Consider the following 22,294-nt stretch of genomic DNA (forward strand, 5'->3'; position numbering starts at 1 on the left):
CGGGCCGCTTGGGCGGTGCGGCCGAATCCGCAGAGTTTTCCCCACGATCCCGGAGAGTGACAACCGGTTCACTGACAGCCCAGTGCCAAGGCACCACCGCGCCGCGGTTGCCCGATCAGGCGAAGGCTTCGGCCGCGGCGGCCAGGACCTCGTCGTGGGGGACGTCGCGGAGGTGCTGGTCGACATTCCAGCGGTGGCCGAAGGGGTCTTCGACCTGGCCGTGGCGGTCGCCCCAGAAAGTGTCCTGGACCGGTTGGCGGACTTCGGCGCCGGCGGCGATCGCCTGGGCGAAGACGGCCTCCGCGTCGGCGACTCGAAGCGCCAGCACCACGGCGGTCCCGCCGATCGTGGGCGGAGCGAGCACCCCCATCTCGGGGAACTCGTCGGCGAGGTGGACCAGGCTGTCACCGATGCGTAGTTGGACCGACATGAGGCGGCCGTCCGGCGTCGGGATCCGTTCGAGCTCCTCGGCGCCGAATGCCTCCCGGTAAAAGGCCGCGGCGCGGTCGGCCCCCTGAACGACCAGGTGAACGACAAGGTGTGCGGTGATCGACATACCCGCACCGTAGGACGGTCTGGCGGAACCGTCTTGAACGTTCTTGCACCGTCCTACGATGGTGGCGTGGCGACCGAGCAGGTCCGGATGTGGCGCGCACCGCACGAGCAGCGGGTCCTGCTCATGGCCGGCCGGACCACGCGGTACGCCGTCGAGCCCCGTGGCGAGTATGTCTTCGGAGTCGTGGGCGACCAGCCGATGCGCTCACGGCGCGGCCGGGAACGCCGCCTCGTCCGGCCGGGTCAACTCGTCGCCTGGGACCCGTCCGGCGCGCACGCCGGCAGCGCCGTCGACGATGAGCGCCCGTGGCGAGCCCGCCTGGTGGTGGTCGAGGTCGCGGATCTCGCGGAGCTCGCCGGCGATCCCGAGTCCGACCCGCTGGCCGACGTCGTGTTCCCCGATCCGGTGCTGTCCGACACCGTGCTCGCCGAAGGCTTCCTGCGACTGCACGCCACCCTCGAGTCGCCCGCCACGCGACTCGAGCAGGATGAGCGCCTGGCCGAGTGGCTGCGCCTCCTGATCGACCGCACGTCGGCTGTCCGCTCGCGCCGGCCGGCGATCACCGCACGGGACGAAGGAGCGCTCAGCCTCGCCTTCGACTACCTCGCGGACCAGCCCGAACGCAACGTCAGCCTCGACGAACTCGCCACCGCCGCGGGCATCGGGAAGTTCCGTCTCATCCGTCTCTTCCGCCGCCGCACCGGGCTCCCGCCGCATGCGCTGCAGATCGCTCATCGCCTGCGAGTCGCCCGCCTCATGCTGGAGTCCGGGGCGTCGATCGGCGAAGCCGCCACAGCCAGCGGTTTCGCCGACCAGAGTCACCTGCACCGTCACTTCCACCGCAGTCTCGGCCTGACCCCCGCCGAGTATCAACACCGTTTCAACAGCTGACGGCCACGTTGACAGGCGCGGTTAGGCTTGAGTCAATGGACTGAACGTAGACCAATAGAATCCGCCGGAGAGTGAACCGTGAGCGCTGGCAAGTTGGGTGTGCAGGAGTTGCGGGACCTGGTGGCCTCGGGGCGGGTCGACACGGTGCTGGTGGCGATCACGGATATGCAGGGGCGGTTGCAGGGGAAGCGGTGCGGCGGGCGGTACTTCCTCGAGGAGGTGCTGAAGCACGGCACCGAGGGGTGCAACTACCTGCTGGCGGTCGACGTCGACATGAACACCGTCGGCGGGTACGCGATGTCGTCCTGGGAGCGTGGGTACGGCGACATGGTGATGGCGCCCGATCTCGACACGCTCCGGTTGGTCCCGTGGCTCGAGGCGACCGCGATGGTGCTGTGTGACGTGCAGTGGCTGGACGGGTCGCCCGTGGTGGCCTCGCCGCGGCAGGTGCTGCGCGCCCAGCTGGACCGGCTGGCCGACCGTGGCTTGAAGGCGTACGTCGGGACCGAGCTGGAGTTCATCGTCTTCGACGACACGTACGAGTCGGCCTGGGACAAGCGCTACCGCGACCTCACCCCGGCGAACCAGTACAACGTCGACTATTCGCTCCTCGGCACCGCGCGGATCGAGCCGCTGCTGCGCGACATCCGCAACGGGATGACCGGCGCCGGCCTGTACGTCGAGTCCGCGAAGGGCGAGTGCAACCTCGGCCAGCACGAGATCGCCTTCCGGTTCGACGAGGCCCTGGTCACCTGCGACAACCACTCGATCTACAAGACCGGTGCGAAGGAGATCGCCGCGAAGCACGGCAAGAGCCTGACCTTCATGGCGAAGTACGACGAACGCGAGGGCAACTCGTGTCACATCCACCTGAGCTTCCGCGCCGACGAGGGTGACGCCGTACTGGCCGGGGACCGGGAGCACGGGTTCTCCGACCTGATGGAGCAGTTCATCGCCGGCCAGCTCGCCTGCCTGCCCGAGTTCACCTACCTGCTCGCGCCGAACATCAACTCCTACAAGCGGTTCGTCCGCGGCAGCTTCGCGCCGACCGCGGTCGCGTGGGGCCTGGACAACCGCACCTGCTCGCTGCGCGTGGTCGGCCACGGCGACTCGCTCCGGGTGGAGAACCGCCTCCCCGGCGGTGACGTGAACCCGTACCTCGCCGTCGCCGCGATCATCGCGTCCGGCCTGCACGGCATCGAGAACGACCTGGAGCTCGAGCCACTGCTGGAGGGCAACGCGTACGACTCCGACAAGGAGCACGTGCCGTCCACCCTGCGGGAGGCGGCCGCGCTGTTCACCGGCTCGAAGATCGCCCGGACGGCGTTCGGCGACGAGATGGTCGACCACTACACCAACACGGCGCGGGTCGAGCTCGACGCGTACGACGCCGCCGTCACCGACTGGGAGCGTGTCCGTGGCTTCGAACGGCTCTAGGCGACCCCGGATCGGGATCACGACGTACCTCGAGCCGGCCACCTGGGGGATCTGGCAGCGGGAGTCCGCGATCCTCCCGCGGGTGTACCTGGATGCGGTGGCCGCGGCCGGAGGGGTGCCGCTGCTCCTGCCCCCGGTCGGCACCGATCCGACCGTCCTCGAGCTCCTGGACGGTCTGATCGTGGCCGGCGGCTGCGACGTGGACCCGTCCTCGTACGCCGCCGAGCCACATCCGGAGACGGTCGATACCAGACCCGGACGGGATGAACACGAACGCGTGCTGATCCAGGCCGCACTGGACCGGGATCTCCCGCTGCTCGCGATCTGCCGCGGCCTGCAGATGCTGAACGTCACGCTCGGCGGCACGCTCCATCAGCATCTGCCCGAGATCGTCGCGAACGACGAGCACCGCCCGGCGGCGGCGGTCTTCGCGACCACCGAGGTCAAGGTCGAGCCCGACTCGCTGGCCGGTCGCATCCTCGGCGATCGCGCGACCGGGAGCTGCTACCACCACCAGGCGCTCGACGTCGTCGCGCCGGGCCTGCGGGTCACCGCCCGCGCGGGTGACGGGACGGTGGAGGCGGCCGAGGTGGACGGCCACGCCTTCGCCCTCGGCGTGCAGTGGCACCCGGAGGAGAATCCCGAAGACCTGCGGCTGTTCACCGCCTTGATCAGGAGTGCTTCATGACTCTACTGATGCCACGCCTCCGGCGCGGCGGGTCATGGGGCTGTAACTCCCGGCCTTCCCTCGTCGTTCCAGTCGCTGCGCTCCCTCCACTCCTCAGTCCAGGCCGGGAGGCCCCATGACCTACGACGTGATCAACCCGGCCACCGAGAAGGTCGTCCGCACGATCTCCCTGGCCACCGGGCAGGAGGCGGACGAGGCGATCGCCCGTGCCGTCAAGGCTTTCGAGACCTGGCGAAACGTCACGCCGGCGGACCGTGGCCGATTGCTCCGCCGGTTCGCCGACGCGGTCGACGCCGATCTGGAAAACCTTGCCGCGTTGGAGGTAGAGAACGCCGGCCACACGATCGGCAACGCACGCTGGGAGGCGGGCAACGTCCGGGATGTGCTGACGTACTACTCGGCCGCGCCGGAACGCCTGTTCGGCAAGCAGATTCCCGTTGCCGGTGGCATCGATATCACCATCCAGGAACCGCTCGGCGTGGTCGGCGTGATCGTGCCGTGGAACTTCCCGATGCCCATCGCCGGCTGGGGTTTCGCTCCGGCGCTTGCCGCCGGCAACACGGTTGTACTGAAGCCGGCCGAGCTCACCCCGTTGACCGCGATCCGGTTGGGCGAGCTCGCGCTGGAGGCCGGTTTGCCGCCGGGGGTGTTCGAGGTCGTGCCGGGCAAGGGGACGGTGGTCGGGCAGCGGTTCGTCACGCATCCCGCCGTACGCAAGGTGGTCTTCACCGGGTCGACCGTGGTCGGGAAGCAGATCATGGCCGGGTGTGCCGACCAGGTGAAGCGGGTGACGCTGGAGCTCGGTGGGAAGTCGGCCAACGTCGTGTTCGCCGATGCGGATCTGGAGAAGGCTGCGGCCCAGGCGCCGTACGGCGTGTTCGACAACGCCGGGCAGGACTGTTGCGCGCGCTCGCGGATCCTGGTCGAGCGGCCGGCGTACGAGCGGTTCATGGAGCTGCTCGAGCCGGCGGTGAAGAATTTCAAGGTCGGCGACCCGAGTGATCCGGCTACGGAGATGGGGCCGTTGATCTCGGCCGGGCAGCGCGAGCAGGTGGCGTCTTTTGTCGACAATCCTGCGATCCAAGGGACGGCGCCGACCGGGCCCGGGTTCTGGTTCCCGCCGACCGTGCTCGCGCCGGCAAATGACCGGGCGGTGCGCGAGGAGATCTTCGGGCCGGTGGTCGCGGTGATCCCGTTCGAGGACGAGGCGGACGCGCTGCGGATCGCGAACGACAGCGAGTACGGGCTGTCCGGCTCGATCTGGACCCGGGACGTCGGCCGCGCGCTGCGGGTCAGCCGTGGGGTCGAGGCCGGCAACCTGTCGGTGAACTCGAACTCGTCGGTCAGGTACTCGACGCCGTTCGGCGGCTACAAGCAATCCGGGCTCGGCCGCGAGCTCGGGCCGGACGCGCTGGCGGCGTTCACCGAGACCAAGAACATCTTCATCAGCACGGAGGACTGAATGGACGTCAAGGCTCATCGGCTCGAAGGCCGGGTCGCGGTGGTGACCGGCGGCGCCAGCGGGATCGGCCTGGCCGCGGTACGGCGCCTGGCCGCCGAGGGCGCGCACGTGGTGATCGGTGACCTCGACCCGGCTGCGGGCAAGGCCGCCGCAGACGAGGTCGGCGGACTGTACGTCGCCACCGACGTCACCGACCAAGCCGCGGTGGAGAACCTGTTCCAGCAGGCCTTCGACACCTTCGGCAGCGTGGACGTCGCGTTCAACAACGCGGGGATCTCGCCGCCGGACGACGCGTCGATCCTGGACACCGGGCTGGAGGCGTGGCGCAAGGTGCAGGAGGTCAACCTGACCTCGGTGTACCTGTGCTGCAAGGCCGCGATCCCTTACATGCAACGGCAGGGCAAGGGCTCCATCATCAACACCGCGTCATTCGTGGCCGTGATGGGTGCGGCCACGTCGCAGATCTCGTACTCCGCGTCGAAGGGTGGCGTACTGGCGATGAGCCGCGAGCTCGGGGTCGAGTTCGCCCGGCAGGGGATCCGGGTGAACGCGCTCTGCCCGGGACCGGTGAACACGCCGCTGCTGACCGAACTGTTCGCGAAGGACCCGGAGCGGGCGCAGCGGCGGCTGGTGCACGTCCCGATGGGCCGCTTCGGCGAGCCAGAGGAGATCGCGGCCGCGGTCGCCTTCCTGGCCAGCGACGACTCCTCCTTCATCACCGCCAACACGTTCCTCGTCGACGGCGGCATCTCGGGCGCCTATGTAACTCCGATCTAGTCTGTTCTCATGGTTGGCCAGGCAGACGACGCGTTGTTCCGGCCGGTCCGGACCGGGAACCCGTTCGAGGAGACGGTCGAGCGATTGCTACAGGCAATCAAGCTCGGCGTCGTCGTGCCGGGGGACCGGCTGCCGTCCGAACGTGACCTGGCCGCCCGCCTGAACGTCAGCCGGGTCACTCTCCGCGAGGCGATCCACGCGCTCGCCGAGGCCGGGTACGTCGAGTCCCGGCGCGGCCGGTACGGCGGCACCTTCGTCAACGAGCGGCTGCCGAAACCGCGCCGTACGCCGGCCAAGCGGCTCGCCCGCGAACTCGGTGACGGCCTGGAGGATGCACTCGTACTGCGTTCCGCACTGGAGACCGGGGCTGCGGAAGCCGCCGCGTCCCGGGAGTTGAGCCCGGCCGAGCGGGACCATCTGTGCCGCAGTCTCGCGGAGACGTCCGCCGCGTCGTTGGCCGACTACCGCCGCCTCGACTCGCGGCTGCATCTGGCGATCGCGGAGGTGACCGGCTCACCGTCGCTGACGTCCGCGACCGCCGACGTACGCATGCGCCTGAACGAGTTGCTGGACGCAATCCCTTTGCTGGAACGCAATATCGAGCACTCCAACGACCAGCACCAGGCGATCGTCGACGCGATCCTGGCGGGTGATCCCGAGACCGCGCGCAGCGCGATGCAGGAACACCTCTCCGGAACAGCTGCTCTGCTGCGGGCCTTTCTTGCGTGATTCCTTGACAGCTGATGTGACGCGTGCCTCAATTGCTCAAAGGTCTGGTGGAAGACCATTGAGGAGGTCCCCCGTGAGCAAGGACCAATCCGAAGCCGCCCCGCGGACCGACGACGAGAGACGCCTGCACCAACTGGGGTACGCGCAGGAACTGTCCCGGACGATGTCGGGGTTCTCGAACTTCGCGGTCTCCTTCACGATCATCTCGATCCTGTCCGGCTGCCTGACGCTGTACGGGTTCGGGATGAACACCGGCGGCCCGGTGATGATCGTGTGGGGCTGGCCGATCGTCGGTGTGATGACGTTGTTCGTCGGCCTCGCGATGGCCGAGGTGTGCTCGAGCTTCCCGACCGCCGGCGGGCTGTACTACTGGAGCGCCAAACTCGCACCGTCCAACGGCGCGGCCTGGTCCTGGTTCACCGGCTGGTTCAACTTCCTCGGCCAGGTCGCGGTGACGGCCGGCATCGACTTCGGGGCGGCGTTCTTCCTGAACGCGTTCCTGGACCTGCAGTTCGGCTTCAGTACGACGCCCGGCCACACGATCCTGCTGTTCGGGATCATCCTGCTGGTGCACGGCCTGCTGAACTCGTTCGGTGTGAAGCTCGTTGCGCGACTCAACGACATCAGTGTGTGGTGGCACATCGTCGGCGTGATCTTCATCGTCGGCGCGCTCGTGTTCGTGCCGGACAAGCACCAGTCCGCCGGGTTCGTGTTCGGCCACTTCGTCAACAACACCGGGTGGAGCTCCACCTTCTACGTCGCACTGCTCGGCTTGCTGCTGGCGCAGTACACCTTCACCGGGTACGACGCCTCCGCGCACATGACCGAGGAGACGCACGACGCGGCCCGGTCCGGTCCACGCGGGATCGTGATGTCGATCCTGGTGTCGCTGGCCGCCGGGTGGGTGCTGCTGATCGGACTCACGTTCGCGATCCAGAGCTACGACGGTGCCCTCGACAGCGACATCGGCGTACCGCCCGCACAGATCTTCATCGACGCGGTCGGCGCGGGGCTGGCCAAGATCCTGCTGCTGGTGGTGATCGGGGCGCAGTTGTTCTGCGGCATGTCCTCGGTGACGGCGAACTCACGGATGATCTACGCGTTCTCCCGGGACGGCGCGCTGCCGGGGTCGGCGTTCTGGCACAAGATCAACCACCGGACCCGGACACCGACGAACGCGATCTGGCTGGCCGCCGGCGGAGCCTTCGTCCTCGGCCTGCCGTACCTGTGGAACGCGACCGCGTACGCCGCGGTCACGTCGATCGCGGTGATCGGCCTGTACATCGCCTACGTGCTGCCGACACTGCTGCGGCTGATGCAGGGCGACCGCTTCGAGCCCGGCCCGTGGACCCTCGGCCGCTGGAGCCGTCCGATCGGCATCATCGCGATCGTCTGGGTCGCGTTCATCACGGTGCTGTTCATGCTTCCCCAGGTCAGCCCGGTCAGTGGTAGCACCTTCAACTACACCCCGGTCGCGGTCCTCGTCGTCCTCGGATTCGCCGCCATCTACTGGTTCGCCTCGGCCCGCCGCTGGTTCAAGGGTCCCCAGGTCCAGGGCACCGAAGAGGAGCTGGCCGCCATCGAGCGCGACCTCGAGTCCATCTGATCCCAACAACTTTCAACCGCTTGTCGTGCTCTTGCGCGGCAGGCGGTTGAACTTTGTCCACCGCCGGATCTGCCCAGCCGTGCCCCGGCACTTTAGTGCCGTCGCGACTGCTCTGAACTGGGCAGCGACGGGTGACAGGATGGTGACGGGATGGTTTCCTCATATGACACTCGCCGTGTCGGATCGCCGGCAACTGTGATAATCGGCGAGGGTAATCCTTCGAGGAGTTATGTGTGATCGATGACTGACGACGAGCTGGTCGGGCGCGCCGGGCTGGTCGAGCGTGCGAACAAGCAGCTCGAGACCAGCGGCAGCGTGCTGCTCTACGGTCCGACCGGGATCGGCAAGTCGGCGCTCGGCCGCGCCCTCGTCGCGGACCGCACCCGGGCCGGCTGCCGGGTCCTCAGCGCCGCCCCGTCGCAGTCCGAAGCCGGTCTCCCGTACGTCACGCTCCTCGACCTCCTGTCCAACCAGCTCGAGCTGGCGTGGCAGGTGCTGCCCGACCACCTCCGCCAGCCGCTCGAGGTCGCCCTGCTCAAGGCCAGTGCGCCCGACACCGTGCGGGATGAGCTGGCCGTGCGCCTCGCCGTACTGCACGTGCTCCGCCGCCTGGCCGCGAGCGGACCGGTCCTGCTCGTCGTGGACGACATCCAGTGGGTCGACCCGTCCAGCCTGGAGGTGCTCACCTTCTGCGCCCGCCGGCTGTCCGAGGGCGTGCACATGCTCGCCACCGAACAGGTGGCCGACGGCGATCTCCCGGTGATGGCTGAGGCCTGCCCGGAGCCGGTGCTCCAGCTGGAGGTCCCGCCGCTCACGGAGCCCGACGTGCTGGGCCTGCTCCGGCAGCGCCTGTCCAGCCCGCTCCCGGTCCGCACGGCCCGGCGCATCTTCACCGCGAGCGCCGGCAACCCGTTCATGGCCCTCGAGCTCGGCCGCGCCGTACTGCGTCACCCGGAAGGCGTCTCGCCCAACGACCCGCTGCCGGTGTCGAGCCGGCTCAAGACCCTGCTCGGCGACCGCTTGTCCGACCTCACGACCGGCTCGCACGAGCTCCTGCTGCACGCATCCTCGTCACCGCGCCCGACCACGACCCAGCTCACGCAGTCCCTCGCCCGGCCGATCGACACCGAGCTGGCCGAGGCGGAGGCGCTCGGACTGATCGACGTCTCCTCCGAGCGGCTCCGGTTCACGCACCCGCTGCTCCGCGAGTTCGTGTACGCCGAGGCGACCTCAGCCGCTCGCCGTCAGGCGCACGCCCAACTGGCGGCCGTCGTCGACGAGCCGGTGGAGAACGCGACTCATCGCGCTCTCGCCACGCAGGAAGCCGACCCGGAGCTCGCGTCCGCGATCGAGGAGGCCGCGGCGGTCGCCGCCGGCCGGGGTGCGCCCGGCGCCGCCGCGACGCTGTGGCGCCTGGCCGCGGAGCGTACGCCGAGCACCCTGCCGGACGAGCGTGCCCGGCGACTGACCCGGGCCGCCGACGACGCCGCGGCCGCCGGGCATCTCGCGGAGTCGGCCGACATGGCGCGCCTCGCCGTACAGGCCGCGACCAAGTCCGAGACCAAGGTGCCCGCGCTCTTGCTGCTGGCGGATGCGGCCTGGCCGGACCGGGATCGCCGGGTCGAGTTGCTGGACGAGGCGTTCGAGGCGTCGGTCGGCCACGAGCAGCTCGAGGCGCGGGTGCGGATCATGCGCAGCAACAGCGAGTACTTCGATCGCCGGCTCGACGAGGCGCAGGAGGATGCGCGCGTCGCCGAGCGGCTGGCCCGCGCCTGCGGTGACACCGAGGCGCTGGTGGACGCGCTGAGTGCGGCGAGCTCGGTGCAGATCGCGCGTGACGCCGAGCAGACCGCGGATGCCTTGCTGCAACAGGCGGCCGAGCTGGCTCACGATCTGCCACTGACCAAGACCGTGGTGAACGCGCGGCAGATGGCCGCGATGCGTGAGCTGTTCCGCGGCCGGACCGACGAGGCGATCTGCGCGATCACCGCCCTGGTCGGCGAGGTCCGTGACAACGGTGCGATGCGGTGGCTGGCGTCCGTACTGATCTCCGCGACCGCGATCTACGAGCGGAGCGGTCGGGGTGCGGACGCGCTCGCGGCCGGCCACGAGTGCTACCAGCTGATGCAGGACATCGGCGAAGAGGCCGAGGTCGGGATGATCATCGCCAGCCGCGCGGAGTGGGCCGGCGGCTCGGCGGCGATGGGACGGCAGCTGGCCGAGGCGGCGCTCGAGGGTGTCCGCCTGGTCGGGAACGACGAATGGACCGGCCCGGCGCTGGCCAGCCTCGGGCTGATCGGCGTACTGACCGGCGATCCGCAGCGTGCGGTGGAGTCGTTCGACGCGATCGCGGACTCGGGGGAGGCGGCGATGCCGTTCGACCCGGCGGTGATCCCGTGGCACGCGGACTACGCGGAGGCACTGGTCGCGGCCGGCCGGCTGGAGGACGCCGCCGCGTTGATCGCCGACATCCGGACCCGCGCGGAGACTCTGGATCGCGCAGTGGTGCGGGTCGGGCTGGCGCGGTCCGAGGCTCTGCTGGTCGCCAAGCAGGGCGATCCGGCCGCGGCGCTGGACCTGCTGGAGGAAACCATCAGTACGGCGGGAGACCGCGTCTACCCGCTCGACTTGGCGCGCTGCGAGCTGACCCGGGGCCGGGTCGCGCGGCAGGCCCGCCGCCGGTCGGTCGCACGAACGGCCTTCCTGGATGCGATCGAGCAGTTCGAGGCGTACGGCGCTCCCGCCTGGCGCGAGGTCGCCGAGACCGAGCTCGCCCGCCTCGACGTACCGAGCCGCAGCCGCCAGCCGTCCGAGCTGACCGACAACGAGCAGCAGATCGTCGCCATGGTCCGCGACGGCTCGACCAACCGCGAGATCGCCGCGGCGCTCTACCTGTCCGTGAAGGCCGTCGAGTCCCAGCTGACCCGGCTCTACCGCCGCTTCGGCGTGGCCAACCGCACCCAACTGCTCCGCATGGTGGATCGCCCCAACCCCTGAGTCTGCAGGGAAACCCTTGTTGTGACCCGTGAGTAGCTTGCCATGTCTTGCTGCTCGACGAGCCATCGACGAGGGTCGGTGGGGTGACACCACCCCTCAGCGGGGCGACCGGGTGAGGCGCGGCCGCCCCGCTGCTCACGAAGTGGGCAAGAAGACACAGTTCACGTCCGGGGGGACAATGGCCCGGTGAAACTCGAACGCAAACATGCGCTTGTCCTGCTGGGGATCGCCGTCTGGAACGTGGTCACGTACCTGCGCTTCATCAAGGCGCTCGTCGACACCGAGGGTCGCCCGACCGGGTACTACGTCGCGCACACCATCCTGATCATCGTGAACCTGCTGATCGCCGCCCTGCTCGGCACCTGGGGTGTCCGGGCCTACAAGGCGGCAAAGGTCAGCGCCGCACAAAACTCGACGGTGTGACCCCGAGCATCTTCCGGAAGTGCCGGTTCAGGTGCGACTGGTCGTAGAAGCCGGCCAGCGTCGCCACCTCGGCCGCCGGGCGCCCGTCAAGCAGGTACCGCCGAGCCAGGTCCACCCGCCGCCCGGTCAGATACCGATGCGGCGGCATGCCGTACTCCCGGCTGAACGCTCGCACCAGATACGCCGGATGCGCGTGCACGAGCTTCGCCGCGTCGTCCAGCGTGATCCCGGCGGGCACATTCGCATCCAGTACGTCGCGCAGCCGCGAAGCGACTCCTGGATCGCGCAGCTCGGCCGGATCGACGACCTGGCGACGGAGATGCTGCTTCAGCCGTTCTTCGATCAGCGTCAGCCGGCTCTGCGCCTCCAGATCCTCCCGGCCGTCGACCAGGATTCCGTGCAACTGGTGAATCCGGTGCCTCAGCAGCGGATCGACGTACTCGGGCTGGTCGACGGCCGCACCGATCAGGTTGTCGCCGAGCCGATCGGGCTCCAGGTACAGCACCCGCTTGCGGAAGCCCTCGGGTCGGACCGACCGCCCGTCGTGCGGCACGTGCGGCGGTAGCAGCGAGACCTGCGCCTGGGCGAGGCCGTGCTCGCGGTGGTCCAGGTCGTAGCGGACGGCGCCCTCGTCCACGATCAGCACGGTCCAGGCGTCGTGCGTGTGACTCGGGTACGCGTGCGACGGGAAGTGGGCGTGCAGGACCTCGACGACCCCGCTCAACCCGGGCCGCCACGCCTTGACCTCGGCGCCACCACTCACGGTCAAGAACATACGCTTCCTTCCGTGAAGGTCTACATCAGCGCGGACATGGAAGGCATCACCGGACTCGTCGACGCGGAGGACGTCCAGCCGCCGGGCCGGGACTACGAACGCGGCCGCGTGCTGATGACCGAGGACGTGAACGCCGCCGTCCGCGGCGCGTACGGCGCCGGCGCGACGTCGGTCCTCGTGAACGACGCCCACGGCCCGATGCGCAACCTCCTCCCGGAACTGCTCGACCCCCGCGCCACGCTGATCAAGGGCCGCCCGAAGCCGATGGGCATGATCGAGGGCCTGACCAGCGAGTACGACGCCGTGCTCTGCGTCGGCTTCCACGCCCGCGCCGGCGTTCTCGGCGTACTCAGCCACAGCTTCATGGGCCACGAGATCGAGGACATCTGGCTCGACGACGAGGCCACCGGCGAGATCGGCCTCCTCCACGCCGCGTCCTCGGCGTACAGCGTACCGGTTGCTCTCCTGACCGGTGACGACACCGCCTGCGCGGAGATGAAGGCCTGGGATCCCGCTGTCGCCACGATCCCGGTCAAATACGCCAAGGACCGCTTCGCCGCCCAGTTGGTCCCCGTCGCCGAGGCCCGCGCCGCGATCGAAACCACCACCACCGAAGCCCTTCGCACCCTCCCCGGCATCACCGCCAACCCCGCCACCACCCGCCGCCTGACCGTCCGCTGGCAATCCGCCTCGGTCACCTCCCACCTCACCGCCATCCCCGGAGTCACCCGCCGCGACGACCGCACAGTGACCGTCGAAGGCGACACCCTCCACCTCTACCGCCTCTTCAACCTCTTCCTCCGCGTAGCCACGGCCGTCACCTCCAACCCGCCGTACTGCTAGAGGTTTGGAACGTACAAGCCAGGCAGGTGTGCGGCAGGGCAGTCTGCTGGGGTGACTGATGAAGCTGAGCCGATCCGGTTCGACACGAAGATCGCGGTCCTGCTGCGGGACGACCTTGCGGTCTGGCAGCGCTTGAACGTGACGGCTTTCATGGTGAGTGGGATCGCGGGGACGCATCCTGAGGTCGTCGGGGAGCCGTACGAGGATGCTGACGGGACCCGGTATCTGCCGATGTTCCGGCAGCCGGTGCTGGTGTTCGAGGGCTCGAAGGAGTTCATGGCGATCGCGCATGAGCGGGCGCTCCGGCGAGAGATCGAGCACTCCGTCTTCACGCAGGACTTGTTTGCTACTGGCAACGACCGGGACAACCGCGCCGCGGTCCGGGCGGTCCCGACGGCCGAGCTCGACCTGGTCGGCATCGCCGTCTACGGCCCGAAGAACGCAGTCGACAAGGTCCTCAAGGGCGCCACGATGCACCCCTGAGGAGGTAGCGCTCGGGGGCGAAGGGCGTGAGCTCCGGCGCTCGCACGTTGTCCAGGACCAAGGGGACGACGTGTCGCGCGGTGCCGGGGGCGAGGGTCAGGCCGAGCATTCCGTGGCCGGTGGCGACGTACAGGCCCTGGTGGCCGGGGATCGGGCCGATCAGCGGCAGGCTGTCGGGGGTGGCGGGGCGCATGCCGGCGAAGGTTGCCGTTGACAACCCGGGGCGCCAGTCGGCGAAGTAAGGCGTCACTCGATCGAGGACGGTGGCCAGGCGGCGTTCCGCGATCGGACCGCCCGGCCGGCCCAGGTCCAGCCGTGCAGCAACGCGAACGCCGTCTGCAAACGGAGTGACCGCGATACTCGGCTCGACCAGCTTCACCGCGACCCTCGGCGCGAGCCCAGTCCCGGCCGTGGTGATGCTGTAGCCGGTCGCAGCCATCAAAGGAATCCGCACGCCCAGTACGGCGAGAAGCTCGGTCGACCACGCACCTGCGGCCACCAGGAGACGGTCGGCGGTGAACGTACCCGCACTGCTCTCGACCCGCCACCCCGGACTGAGGCGGCTCGCCGTACCGATCACCAACCGGCCGCCGGCTTTGGCGAGCTCAGAGCGCAACGCATGCAGGACGTGCTCCGGCCGCACTTGCACCTCGTCGACAGCGTGCACAGCACCAGCCACCGCAGACCCCAGCGCAGGTTCGCGCAGCCGTGCCGCATGCCCGTCCAGGATCTCGTAGCCGCCCTTGTATCCAGCGGCCGTTGTAGCTTCCGCCAGCTGAGCCACGTCATCCAGACCGGACTGTGTCACCGCGGCCATCAACAGACCGGTTTGCCGCAGCTCCAGATCCGCCATCTCCTGCAACCGCCCGAAGTCGTCCACACATCCGGCACCGAGATCCAGTACGGCGCGCAGCCCGGCGGAGTACCTCCGGGCCGAACCGCTGCGCACGAAACCGACGATCCACCGCAGCAAGGTAGAAGTCAGCCGCGGCGAGACGCTGAACGGGGCCGCACGATGCAGGGCCTGACGGGCGGAGTGCAGCAGTACGCCGGGACCCGACAACGGAGCCGAGAGCGCCGGGACGACCCAGCCGGCCGCTGCCGGGGAAGCGAAGCCGGCCTGCGGCCCCGCATCCAGCACGGTCACGTCGGCGCCGGCCCGGGCCAGTGCGACAGCAGACCACAGACCGATCACCCCGCCGCCGATCACGATGATGCGCATCGGCGACCTACTGCCCGGCCGCGAACGACGCGAGGAACGTCCGGGTCCGCAGCTCCTGCGGCTTGCCAAGGATGTCGGCAGGCGAACCCTGCTCGACGATCCGGCCGCCGTCGACGAATACGACCCAGTCCGCCACATCCCGCGCGAACGGGAGCTCATGCGTCACCAGCACCATGGTCATCCCGTCATCGGCGAGCTCACGCATCACACGCAGTACCTCCGCGGTGGATTCGGGGTCCAGCGACGACGTCGGCTCGTCGAACAACAGCACCGAAGGCTTCAGCGCCAGGGCCCGCGCTATCGCGACCCGCTGTTGCTCACCGCCCGACATCTGCTCCGGGTACGCCACTCCGCGATGAGCGAGCCCGACCCGGCGCAGCAACTGCACGGCCCGCTCCAACGCGGCCTGCTCGGGTACGCCGGCCCGCAGTTGCGCGAGCATCACGTTCTCGACCGCGGTCAGATGCGGGAAGAGGTTGAACCGCTGGAACACCATGCCGACCGACTGCCGCAACCGCGCGAGATCACGGCACTGCACGTCGTCTCCGCTGAAGATCGTCTCGCCCGCTACCTCCAGCAGACCGTGGTCCGGTCGCTCGAGCAGGTTCAGGCACCGCAGCAATGTGGTCTTGCCGCCACCACTCTGGCCGATGATCGCGACGATCTTCTGGTGCCGGACGGTCAGGCTCACACCGTCGAGCACCAGTCGTCCGTCGAAGGACTTGCTCAGGTTCTCGATCCGTACGACGACATCGCTCAACGCGCGCACGGTCATGCCGAGGCCCCTTCCAGCAGAGCACGTGCGGCCTTGAGCCGCCGCCGGCGCCTTGGGGTCAACGGCACTCCGGCGCGGATCCGCCGCTCCAGCCACAGCAGGCCCTGCGACAGCGGGTAGCACAGCACGAAGTAGATGGCCGCGATGACCAGATAGACCTCCAGCGCCCGGAACGTCGCCGAGGTGATCAATCGGCCCTCTGACATCAGCTCCGCTGCCGAGATGGTGACCAGCAACGACGTTGACTTGAGCAGATCCACCAGCATCGTGTTCGTGCCTGGCAGCGCGGACCGCAGTGCCTGCGGAAACACGACGTACGCGAAGGTGCTGACCCGGCTCAGGCCGAGCGCCTCCGACGCCTCCTGCTGACCGCTGTGGACGCCGGCTATCGCGGACCGGAAGATCTCCGACAGGTACGCCGCGTAGAACACGATCAGGCTCACACAGCCGGCGCTGAAGACGTCCAGCTTCAGGCCGGCCGATGCCAGGCCGAAGTACGTCACGAAGATGATCGCGAGCAGCGGGATGTTCTTGAACAGCTCGGTGTAGATCGCAGCTGGGATCCGGAGCAGGCGATGCCGGCTCACCCGGAGCAGCGCGAGTGCCAGACCCAGTACGGCGGCGCCCGCGAAGCCGGCGATCGTGTAGAGGACCGTCCGTTCGAGCCCGTCCAGCAGAGCGGGCGCGTAGTCGGACCAGGGCACCTCGAAGAGTTGGGTGATCATGAGATGCTCGGCGGCTGCCAGTCGGCGGGCCGGTCGACCCCGCGCCGGGTGGCGGCGATCTCCCGTGCCGGCTTCAGGAACTGGTCCGGCGCGCCGCCGTACTTCTCGATCAGCTTGGTCATCTCGCCTGATCCGTACATGGCCCGGATCTGTTCCGAGATCGCCTTCTCCAGCGCGGTCGCCTGCTTGGGCAGGTAGAACGCGGTCATGTACGAACGGAAGTACTCGTACTGCGGATGCTCCTTCACCTCCGCGTCCGACGGGGGAGTGAGGTACTGCGTCTCCACCTTGAGCTCGGGCCGTTCCTTCTGCGCCGCGAGGACCAGCAGCGGATCCAGGAAGCCCGCGTTGATCCGGCCGGCGCCGAGATCGTCGAAGACACCGTTCCCGTCCGGGTACGCGTGCAGCTTGGCGCCGGGTACGGCCTGGATCGACTTCACCCAGACATAGCCCTCGACCGTCCCGAGATCCTTACCCTGAAGGTCTTCCACGGTCTGGTAGTGCTCACCGGAGCGGACCGCCATCGCGGGCGGCGAGTAGTACGGCGGATCCGTGAACAGCCCCTGTTTCTGCCGTTCCGCGGTCCAGGCGACCCCGCCGATGGTGATGTCGACCCGCCGGGACTGGACGTTGGCCAGCATGCCGGCGAAGTCGGTGACCTCGGGCTTGACCGTCAACCCGAGCTTGCCGGCCACGGCATTCAGGATGTCGGCGTCCAGTCCGGCCATCTTGTCGCCCACCAGCGAGGTGTACGGCGCGTACGGCTGGATCGCGACCTTGAGCACCCCGGGCTCGATCGTGCCGAGCGCGGCGGCGGCGTCCGAGACCGGGGCTTTGGACTCACCCCCGCACGCGGTCAGCGTGGCGACCACCAAGGCGGCGGCAGTGAGTGAGGAGACGACCCGGGAGCGGGCCAAGAAGGTTCTCGACATGGCGTACCTTTCCGTGCCTGACCCCGATTTCTTCCAGGCTAGAAAGGCAGGTCGCCAGAGTCATTGGACGACTGATCCATGATTCGTCGCAAATCTGCGGCCCGCGTCGTACGCTTCGTACAAGATGCTTTCCGCTCCGTTGGCCCAGCAGATCGCCCGGGACACCTCCGAGGTGATCGGCTACAACGTGCTCATCACCGACGACCATGGCATCGTCATCGGCAGCGGTGACCCGAGTCGGCTGGGTAGTTTCCACGAGGCGTCGGTCGACGTACTCGCGTCGCAGCAAGCGGCCTGGCACACGGCGGCCGAGGCCCAGCGGCTGCGCGGGGTGAAGCCCGGGATGACACTGCCGATCGTGATCGACGGCGAGGCGGTCGGCACGGTCGGCATCACCGGGTCGCCGCGCCAGGTCCGCCGGTTCGGGCTGGTGGTCCGCAGGCAGACCGAGATCCTGCTGCAGGAGTCCGTCGAGCTCCGGTCTCTGCTGCTGCGCGAACGTGCCCTCGAGGAACTGGTCCGCGACATCGGCTCGTTCGACCCGGACGTGGTCGATCCCGCGTTCCTGGTCGCGCGGGCCAAGGAACTCGGCTTCGACCTGACCGTGCCGCGGACTGTCGTGGTCGTCGAGATGGACGAGCCGCTACCGGGCGGGACCGGCGACGTCGCCACCCTTCGCCCAGAGGTGCTCCGGACTTTGCGGCAGACTTTCGGGTCAGCCGCCCTGGTGGCGGGCATGACCGCTGGGCGCTTCGCCGTACTGCCGGTGCTGAAGCGGGACAGCAGACTGCAGTTCGGTGAGCGTGCCGTCCAGGCCATCACCAGCGCGCACGGCTTCGTGTCGCGGGCGGGCGTGGGTGGACCGGCGCGAGGGATCTCCGCGCTGCACGAGGCGTACGCCGACGCCGGCGATGCGCTCCGCCTCGGCAAGGGGTGCGATCCGGGCGCATCGGCGTACGTGATCGACGGCCTGCGCGGGCATCAGGTGCTCGCCGCGGTCGGTCATCGTGCCCGGGCTCGCCTGCTCAGCCTGGTGGCGGGCGACCTGGCGACGCACGCGGACTGGCCGGAGTTGCGGACCACCCTGATCGCCTGGTGTGAGAGCGGCTTCAACCTGGTCCGGACCGCGGAGGCCCTGCACATCCACCGCAACACCCTGATCTACCGGCTGGAGAAGGTCGAACGCCTGACCGGCCGGCCCTGGCGGGATCACCGCGGCACCCTCACCATCTACCTGGCCTGTCTGGCGTCCCAGCTGGACTAGCGGGGGATGAAGGTTTGCCAGGTTTTGCCTCGGTCGGTGCTGGTGGCTACCTGGATGGCTCGCTGGTTGGAGACTCTCGGGCCGTAGAGGAGTTGGGTGTCGCCGGTCAGGTGGGTGAAGGTGCCGGGGGTTCCGGGCTCCGGTTCGGCGCCGTCGGTGGTGATTCGGTAGAGCTGGGGTGTTCGGTGGCCGGATCGGGCGCCGAGCATGACCGCGGTGCCGTCGTCGAAGGCGACCGGCGCGGCCTTCAGGTTCTGGGGAACTTGCTGGACCGTCGTCCAGTGGGCGCCTCGATCGGTCGAGAGCCGCATCGATGCGACCGTCTCGCTCCGGCTGTCGATGGCGACCGCGGTCGCCACCAGGGTGCTGCCGTCCGGGCTGACCGTCAGTCGTCCGCGCTGGTTGGTCTCGTCGAGCGGTGCCGACTCCCAGGACGTTCCACCGTCGTCGGTCCAGATGATGTCCGTCCGGCCGATCCCCGACAGCATCCAGCAACGGCCGGTGGTGTCGCAGAAGGGTGACCTCGTGCCCTGCGTCTGCAGCATGCGGACGGTCCACTCCTCGGGGTTCACGACGACGATCCGTCCCGGCACGATCCGGTCGGTGAGGATCTCGCCACGCTGGAAGGTCCTGGTCGGCAGGACGTACCGCAGCCGCGACGTCACCGGGCCGTCGTAGGTCAGCCGGAACAGCACGGTCGTGTCTCCGGTCAGCGTGCCCTCCCGCGGCGGGGCCACCGCGATCGCCTCATCGCCGGTGCGTAGTGTTACGTACGGCACCGACCACTCCGGAGCGATGGCCTTGGCGCCGTCCCGGTCGATCACCGCCGAGTAGCGGCACCTCGGACCGGTGGAGCAGTCGGCCCAGCCGGCCGCCCAGCGGTTCGGCGTCACCATCGTGATCGACCGCACCTGGGCCGACGCCGCGTTCACGACGGTGGACCCGTCCTTCACGGCGGACGCGGGAAGGATGGCGGTCGGTGGGTCAATGCCCCCGGTCCGGCCGGTGATCCCGACGACGAGCGCGAGTACGACGGCTGTGGTGGCGGCCGCGATGCCGACGATCAGCAGCGGTGGCCAGCGCCGGGGTACGCCGAGACGCTCCAGCCGCTCGACCAGGTGAGCGTAGGAGCGGTCGACGATCGCGCGCACGCGCGGCACAGTCACCCCCGGGGTAGCCAGCAGCCTCCGCCCCCTTCGACGTCCCGGGGGCAGAGGCTGGTTGCGGAGTGAAGTTTAGATCACGTCACACGCGGCGGAAAATGAGCGCTCGCTTCACTTCCTGAATGGCCTTCGTGACCTCGATGCCGCGGGGGCAGGCGTCGGTGCAGTTGAAGGTGGTCCGGCAGCGCCAGACGCCTTCCTTGTCGTTCAGGATCTCCAGCCGCTGCTCGGTGCCCTCGTCGCGGCTGTCGAAGATGAACCGGTGCGCGCCGACGATCGCCTGCGGGCCGAAGTACTGGCCGTCGGACCAGAACACCGGGCAGGACGTCGTACACGCGGCGCACAGGATGCACTTGGTGGTGTCGTCGAAGCGGTCCCGGTCGGCCTGGGACTGGATCCGCTCCCGGGTCGGCTCGTGGCCGCTGGTGACCAGGAACGGCATCACCGAGCGGTAGGCGTCGAAGAACGGCTCCATGTCGACGACCAGGTCCTTGAGCACCGGCAGGCCCTTGATGGGCTCGACGGTGATCTCCTTGTCCGGGTTCAGGTCCTTGATCAGCGTCTTGCAGGCCAGCCGGTTCCGGCCGTTGATCCGCATCGCGTCCGAGCCGCAGACGCCGTGCGCGCAGGACCGCCGGAAGGTCAGCGTGCCGTCCTGCTCCCACTTGATCTTGTGCAGGGCGTCCAGGACCCGGTCGGTCGGCTGCAGGGTGACGGCGTACGTCTTCCACTCGGCCTCGTCGACGACCTCGGGGTTGTACCGCAGGATCTTGACCTTGACGTCCATCAGTACTTCCGCTCCATCGGCTTGTAGCGGGTCTGGATCACCGGTTTGTAGTCGAGCCTGATGTTGACTGTTTCGCTACCGTCCTCGGCAACTGAGATCTCGCGGTACGCCATCGTGTGCCGCATGAAGTTGACGTCGTCCCGGGTCGCGTAGTCCTCCCGGAAGTGCCCGCCGCGCGACTCCTTGCGGGCAAGTGCGCCCTCCACCAGCACCTCGGCCAGGTCGATCAGGAAGCCGAGCTCGACCGCCTCGAGCAGATCGGTGTTGAACCGCTTGCCCTTGTCCTGGACCCCGACCTGGGCGAACCGCTGCTTCAGCGCCTCGATGTCGACCAGCGCCTGCTTCAGCGAACCCTCGGTCCGGTACACCTGCGCGTTCAGGTCCATGGTCGCCTGCAGATCGGACCGGATCGCCGCGATCCGCTCCTCGCCGGCCGAGTTCCGCAGTCCCTCGACCAGGTCGACGACGTACGCCTCGGGCTGGGCAGGCAGTTCCTCGAAGACCGCCGTCTCCGCGTACTCCGCGGCCGCGATCCCCGCGCGCCGGCCGAACACGTTGATGTCGAGCAGCGAGTTCGTGCCGAGCCGATTCGCGCCGTGCACGGATACGCAGGCGACCTCACCCGCGGCGTACAGGCCCGGGATCACGTCGTCGTTGTTGGCCAGCGCCTCGCCCTTGATGTTGGTCGGGATGCCGCCCATCGCGTAGTGCGCGGTCGGGAAGACCGGGATCTGCTCGGTGTACGGCTCCACACCCAGGTAGGTCCGCGCGAACTCGGTGATGTCCGGCAGCTTCGCGTCGATGTGCGCGGGCTCCAGGTGGGTCAGGTCGAGCATCACGTACGCGCCGTCCGGACCGCAGCCGCGACCCTCGCGAACCTCGTTCGCCATCGCGCGGGCGACCATGTCCCGGGGCGCCAGGTCCTTCACGGTCGGGGCGTAGCGCTCCATGAAGCGCTCGTTGTCCTTGTTCCGCAGGATGCCGCCCTCACCACGCGCGGCCTCGGACAGCAGTACGCCGAGACCTGCCAGGCCGGTCGGGTGGAACTGGAAGAACTCCATGTCCTCCAGCGGCAGGCCCTTGCGCCAGACGATGCCCATCCCGTCACCGGTCAGCGTGTGCGCGTTGGACGTCGTACGGAAGACCTTGCCGAAGCCGCCGGACGCGAAGATCACGGACTTGGCCGAGAACACGTGCAGCTCGCCGGTGGCCAGCTCGTAGGCGACCACGCCGCTCGCCTTGCCGTCGGTCATCAGCAGGTCGAGGACGTAGAACTCGTTGAAGAATTCGACGTTCTGCTTGATGCACTGCTGGTAGAGCGTCTGCAGGATCATGTGACCGGTGCGGTCGGCGGCGAAGCAGGAACGCCGTACGACGGCCTCACCGTGGTTGCGGGTGTGGCCGCCGAAGAACCGCTGGTCGATCTTGCCCTCGGCGGTCCGGTTGAACGGCAGGCCCATCTTCTCCAGGTCGAGGACCGCGTCGACGGCCTCGCGGCACATCACCTCGGCCGCGTCCTGGTCGACCAGGAAGTCACCACCCTTGACCGTGTCGAAGGTGTGCCACTCCCAGTTGTCCTCCTCGACGTTGGCCAGCGCGGCGCACATGCCGCCCTGGGCCGCGCCGGTGTGCGACCGGGTCGGGTAGAGCTTGGTGAGCACCGCGGTCCGGGTCCGCTTGCTGGACTCGAGGGCGGCGCGCATTCCCGCACCACCCGCGCCGACGATGATGACGTCGTACTGATGCTGCTGCATGACTT

General features: G+C 68.8%; 21 protein-coding genes. 12 read left to right on the forward strand and 9 right to left on the reverse strand.

What is annotated here, in order from left to right; all coding sequences use genetic code 11:
* Positions 1-115: 115 nt before the first annotated feature.
* Positions 116-556, reverse strand: coding sequence for a VOC family protein (locus AB0E63_RS08345; RefSeq protein WP_360363162.1), 441 nt, complete (start codon positions 554-556; stop codon positions 116-118).
* Positions 557-622: 66 nt separating this feature from the next.
* Between AB0E63_RS08345 and AB0E63_RS08350 the strand changes: the two genes are divergently transcribed.
* The 9 genes from AB0E63_RS08350 to AB0E63_RS08390 all read left to right on the forward strand — a co-directional run bounded on the left by AB0E63_RS08350 (position 623) and on the right by AB0E63_RS08390 (position 11,566).
* Positions 623-1,447 (forward strand): AraC family transcriptional regulator, encoded by an 825-nt coding sequence (locus AB0E63_RS08350; RefSeq protein WP_360363164.1) that lies wholly within the window; start codon positions 623-625, stop codon positions 1,445-1,447.
* A gap of 78 nt (positions 1,448-1,525) precedes the next feature.
* Positions 1,526-2,884, forward strand: a complete 1,359-nt coding sequence (locus tag AB0E63_RS08355; protein ID WP_360363166.1) for a glutamine synthetase family protein — start codon at positions 1,526-1,528, stop codon at positions 2,882-2,884.
* Complete coding sequence (locus AB0E63_RS08360; RefSeq protein WP_360363168.1) at positions 2,865-3,572, forward strand: gamma-glutamyl-gamma-aminobutyrate hydrolase family protein; 708 nt, start codon at positions 2,865-2,867, stop codon at positions 3,570-3,572. The genes AB0E63_RS08355 and AB0E63_RS08360 overlap by 20 nt, the downstream gene beginning before the upstream one ends.
* Before the next feature lie 115 nt (positions 3,573-3,687).
* Positions 3,688-5,034 carry an aldehyde dehydrogenase family protein gene (locus AB0E63_RS08365; RefSeq protein ID WP_360363170.1) on the forward strand — a complete coding sequence of 449 codons (1,347 nt, stop codon included), beginning with the start codon at positions 3,688-3,690 and terminating at the stop codon, positions 5,032-5,034.
* Positions 5,035-5,811, forward strand: a complete 777-nt coding sequence (locus tag AB0E63_RS08370) for a 3-oxoacyl-ACP reductase (RefSeq protein ID WP_360363172.1) — start codon at positions 5,035-5,037, stop codon at positions 5,809-5,811. It abuts the gene before it with no gap.
* A 9-nt stretch (positions 5,812-5,820) separates the two neighbouring features.
* The gene (locus tag AB0E63_RS08375; RefSeq protein ID WP_360363174.1) at positions 5,821-6,540 is read left to right on the forward strand and encodes an FCD domain-containing protein; all 720 of its coding nucleotides are present in this window, start codon (positions 5,821-5,823) and stop codon (positions 6,538-6,540) included.
* Between the two features lie 73 nt (positions 6,541-6,613).
* The gene (locus AB0E63_RS08380; protein WP_360363176.1) at positions 6,614-8,146 is read left to right on the forward strand and encodes an amino acid permease; all 1,533 of its coding nucleotides are present in this window, start codon (positions 6,614-6,616) and stop codon (positions 8,144-8,146) included.
* 240 nt (positions 8,147-8,386) lie between these two features.
* Positions 8,387-11,143 (forward strand): AAA family ATPase, encoded by a 2,757-nt coding sequence (locus AB0E63_RS08385; protein WP_360363178.1) that lies wholly within the window; start codon positions 8,387-8,389, stop codon positions 11,141-11,143.
* Between the two features lie 186 nt (positions 11,144-11,329).
* Entirely contained in the window at positions 11,330-11,566 is a 237-nt protein-coding gene (locus AB0E63_RS08390; RefSeq protein ID WP_360363180.1) for a hypothetical protein, read from the forward strand.
* Here AB0E63_RS08390 and AB0E63_RS08395 read toward each other — a convergent pair.
* Positions 11,538-12,341 carry an AraC family transcriptional regulator gene (locus AB0E63_RS08395; RefSeq protein WP_360363182.1) on the reverse strand — a complete coding sequence of 268 codons (804 nt, stop codon included), beginning with the start codon at positions 12,339-12,341 and terminating at the stop codon, positions 11,538-11,540. The two genes, AB0E63_RS08390 and AB0E63_RS08395, sit on opposite strands and share 29 nt — an antisense overlap.
* Before the next feature lie 12 nt (positions 12,342-12,353).
* Here AB0E63_RS08395 and AB0E63_RS08400 point away from each other — a divergent pair, with 12 nt between their 5' ends.
* Positions 12,354-13,184 (forward strand): M55 family metallopeptidase, encoded by an 831-nt coding sequence (locus AB0E63_RS08400; RefSeq protein WP_360363184.1) that lies wholly within the window; start codon positions 12,354-12,356, stop codon positions 13,182-13,184.
* A gap of 51 nt (positions 13,185-13,235) precedes the next feature.
* Positions 13,236-13,667 carry a DUF2000 domain-containing protein gene (locus AB0E63_RS08405; RefSeq protein WP_360363186.1) on the forward strand — a complete coding sequence of 144 codons (432 nt, stop codon included), beginning with the start codon at positions 13,236-13,238 and terminating at the stop codon, positions 13,665-13,667.
* On the opposite strand, the gene AB0E63_RS08410 is transcribed toward AB0E63_RS08405, so the two are convergent.
* From AB0E63_RS08410 to AB0E63_RS08425, 4 genes are read right to left on the reverse strand one after another with little or no spacing between them, the layout of a single operon-like run.
* Positions 13,642-14,889, reverse strand: coding sequence for an FAD-dependent oxidoreductase (locus AB0E63_RS08410; RefSeq protein ID WP_360363188.1), 1,248 nt, complete (start codon positions 14,887-14,889; stop codon positions 13,642-13,644). The genes AB0E63_RS08405 and AB0E63_RS08410 overlap by 26 nt on opposite strands.
* A 7-nt stretch (positions 14,890-14,896) precedes the next feature.
* A complete protein-coding gene (locus tag AB0E63_RS08415) occupies positions 14,897-15,664 on the reverse strand; it encodes an amino acid ABC transporter ATP-binding protein (protein WP_360363190.1) in 768 nt (255 codons plus the stop codon).
* The gene (locus AB0E63_RS08420; protein ID WP_360363192.1) at positions 15,661-16,389 is read right to left on the reverse strand and encodes an amino acid ABC transporter permease; all 729 of its coding nucleotides are present in this window, start codon (positions 16,387-16,389) and stop codon (positions 15,661-15,663) included. Before AB0E63_RS08420 ends, AB0E63_RS08415 begins: the two co-directional genes overlap by 4 nt.
* Positions 16,386-17,321: a transporter substrate-binding domain-containing protein gene (locus tag AB0E63_RS08425; RefSeq protein ID WP_360363194.1), complete on the reverse strand. Its 936-nt coding sequence runs from the start codon at positions 17,319-17,321 to the stop codon at positions 16,386-16,388. Before AB0E63_RS08425 ends, AB0E63_RS08420 begins: the two co-directional genes overlap by 4 nt.
* A 124-nt stretch (positions 17,322-17,445) precedes the next feature.
* Between AB0E63_RS08425 and AB0E63_RS08430 the strand changes: the two genes are divergently transcribed.
* On the forward strand, positions 17,446-18,585 hold the full coding sequence (locus AB0E63_RS08430; RefSeq protein ID WP_360363196.1) for a sugar diacid recognition domain-containing protein: 1,140 nt from the start codon (positions 17,446-17,448) through the stop codon (positions 18,583-18,585).
* Here the strand turns inward: AB0E63_RS08430 and AB0E63_RS08435 are convergent.
* The 3 genes from AB0E63_RS08435 to sdhA form a co-directional block, all read right to left on the reverse strand.
* Positions 18,582-19,736, reverse strand: a complete 1,155-nt coding sequence (locus AB0E63_RS08435) for a sialidase family protein (RefSeq protein ID WP_360363198.1) — start codon at positions 19,734-19,736, stop codon at positions 18,582-18,584. The two genes, AB0E63_RS08430 and AB0E63_RS08435, sit on opposite strands and share 4 nt — an antisense overlap.
* A 94-nt stretch (positions 19,737-19,830) precedes the next feature.
* On the reverse strand, positions 19,831-20,535 hold the full coding sequence (locus AB0E63_RS08440) for a succinate dehydrogenase iron-sulfur subunit (RefSeq protein ID WP_360363200.1): 705 nt from the start codon (positions 20,533-20,535) through the stop codon (positions 19,831-19,833).
* Complete coding sequence (sdhA, locus tag AB0E63_RS08445; protein ID WP_360363202.1) at positions 20,535-22,289, reverse strand: succinate dehydrogenase flavoprotein subunit; 1,755 nt, start codon at positions 22,287-22,289, stop codon at positions 20,535-20,537. The genes AB0E63_RS08440 and sdhA overlap by 1 nt, the downstream gene beginning before the upstream one ends.
* Positions 22,290-22,294: the final 5 nt, after the last annotated feature.

This window comes from Kribbella sp. NPDC026596, from assembly GCF_040638415.1.
GTDB lineage: Bacteria > Actinomycetota > Actinomycetes > Propionibacteriales > Kribbellaceae > Kribbella.

What these genes read in the sequence shown, in the direction of transcription:
- AB0E63_RS08370 (WP_360363172.1), top strand. Translation starts at nt 5,035, where the DNA reads ATGGACGTCAAGGCTCATCGGCTCGAAGGCCGGGTCGCGGTGGTGACC.
- AB0E63_RS08385 (WP_360363178.1), top strand. Translation starts at nt 8,387, where the DNA reads ATGACTGACGACGAGCTGGTCGGGCGCGCCGGGCTGGTCGAGCGTGCG.
- AB0E63_RS08420 (WP_360363192.1), bottom strand. Translation starts at nt 16,389, where the DNA reads ATGATCACCCAACTCTTCGAGGTGCCCTGGTCCGACTACGCGCCCGCT.
- AB0E63_RS08440 (WP_360363200.1), bottom strand. Translation starts at nt 20,535, where the DNA reads ATGGACGTCAAGGTCAAGATCCTGCGGTACAACCCCGAGGTCGTCGAC.
- AB0E63_RS08425 (WP_360363194.1), bottom strand. Translation starts at nt 17,321, where the DNA reads ATGTCGAGAACCTTCTTGGCCCGCTCCCGGGTCGTCTCCTCACTCACT.
- AB0E63_RS08395 (WP_360363182.1), bottom strand. Translation starts at nt 12,341, where the DNA reads ATGTTCTTGACCGTGAGTGGTGGCGCCGAGGTCAAGGCGTGGCGGCCC.
- AB0E63_RS08375 (WP_360363174.1), top strand. Translation starts at nt 5,821, where the DNA reads ATGGTTGGCCAGGCAGACGACGCGTTGTTCCGGCCGGTCCGGACCGGG.
- AB0E63_RS08410 (WP_360363188.1), bottom strand. Translation starts at nt 14,889, where the DNA reads ATGCGCATCATCGTGATCGGCGGCGGGGTGATCGGTCTGTGGTCTGCT.
- AB0E63_RS08430 (WP_360363196.1), top strand. Translation starts at nt 17,446, where the DNA reads ATGCTTTCCGCTCCGTTGGCCCAGCAGATCGCCCGGGACACCTCCGAG.
- AB0E63_RS08365 (WP_360363170.1), top strand. Translation starts at nt 3,688, where the DNA reads ATGACCTACGACGTGATCAACCCGGCCACCGAGAAGGTCGTCCGCACG.
- AB0E63_RS08415 (WP_360363190.1), bottom strand. Translation starts at nt 15,664, where the DNA reads ATGACCGTGCGCGCGTTGAGCGATGTCGTCGTACGGATCGAGAACCTG.
- AB0E63_RS08345 (WP_360363162.1), bottom strand. Translation starts at nt 556, where the DNA reads ATGTCGATCACCGCACACCTTGTCGTTCACCTGGTCGTTCAGGGGGCC.
- sdhA (WP_360363202.1), bottom strand. Translation starts at nt 22,289, where the DNA reads ATGCAGCAGCATCAGTACGACGTCATCATCGTCGGCGCGGGTGGTGCG.